Source organism: Roseateles sp. P5_B10 (genome assembly GCF_056400485.1).
Window position 1 is genome coordinate 1 of sequence record NZ_JBFULE010001276.1, and the last position, 1,012, is coordinate 1,012.

Sequence of the window (1,012 nt, forward strand, 5' to 3'; positions counted from 1 at the left end):
TCCGGCATCAAGCCCAACGCCGGCCACCACCGCAACCTGGCTCCCGCCGGGCGGCTGGACATCGACTCCACCGGCCTGCTCGTGCTGACGCAGGACGGCCGCATCGCCCGGGTGCTGATCGGCGACGACTCCGACGTCGAGAAGGAGTACCTCGTGCGTGTCGAGTTCGTCGGCCTGCCCGGTGCTGAAGCCGTGCCAGAGGGCACGCTGCCCAACGCGGCGCTGTCGAACAACAAACTCGCCCTGCTGAACCATGGCCTGGAGCTGGATGGCGAAGAACTCAAGCCCGCCAAGGTCAGCTGGCAGAACGAGCACCAGCTGCGCTTTGTGCTGCGCGAGGGCAAGAAGCGCCAGATCCGCCGCATGTGCGAACTGGTCGGCCTCAAGGTCGTCGGCCTGAAGCGCGTGCGCATCGGCCGCATTCCGCTGGGCCATCTGCCCGTCGGGCAATGGCGCTATCTGGCCCCGTGGGAAAAATTTTGACCCCCCCCTACCGGCTTCGCCGGCCCCCTCGAGGGGGCGCTGCCAGTGGCCTGGCAAAGCCAGTTCCACGGCAGCCACTTGGGAAGGCACCACGCCGTTGATGAGCCCCATTTGTCTCGCTGGCCCGACCGGCTGCGGCAAGACGGCGGCGGCCCTGGCGATTGCCGAGGTGCTGCCCGTTGAGATCATCAGTGTCGACTCGGCCCTGATCTACCGCGGCATGGACATCGGCACGGCCAAGCCCACGGCCGCTGAGCAGGCCGCGGTGCCGCACCATCTCATCGACATCCTTGACCCAACCGAGAGCTATTCGGCCGCCGAGTTCGTGCGCGATGCCAAACGGCTTGCTGCGGAGATCAGCGCGCGTGGCAAGCTGCCGCTGCTGGTGGGCGGCACGATGCTGTACTTCAAGGCGCTGTTCGATGGCCTGTCGACGCTGCCCCAGGCCGACGCCGACCTGCGTGCCGCCATCGACGCCGAGGCGGCCGAGCGCGGCTGGCCAGCGATGCATGCGGAGTTGGCCAAGCTC

2 protein-coding genes are annotated in these 1,012 nt (G+C 68.0%); both read left to right on the forward strand.

Annotated elements, in window-relative coordinates; all coding sequences use genetic code 11:
- The coding region (locus tag AC1DU6_RS32700; RefSeq protein ID WP_477862425.1) for a pseudouridine synthase at window positions 1-483 on the forward strand (483 nt) is incomplete at its 5' end.
- Window positions 484-583: 100 nt separating this feature from the next.
- Window positions 584-1,012: tRNA (adenosine(37)-N6)-dimethylallyltransferase MiaA (gene miaA, locus AC1DU6_RS32705; protein WP_477862427.1), on the forward strand; the 429-nt coding region annotated here is incomplete at its 3' end.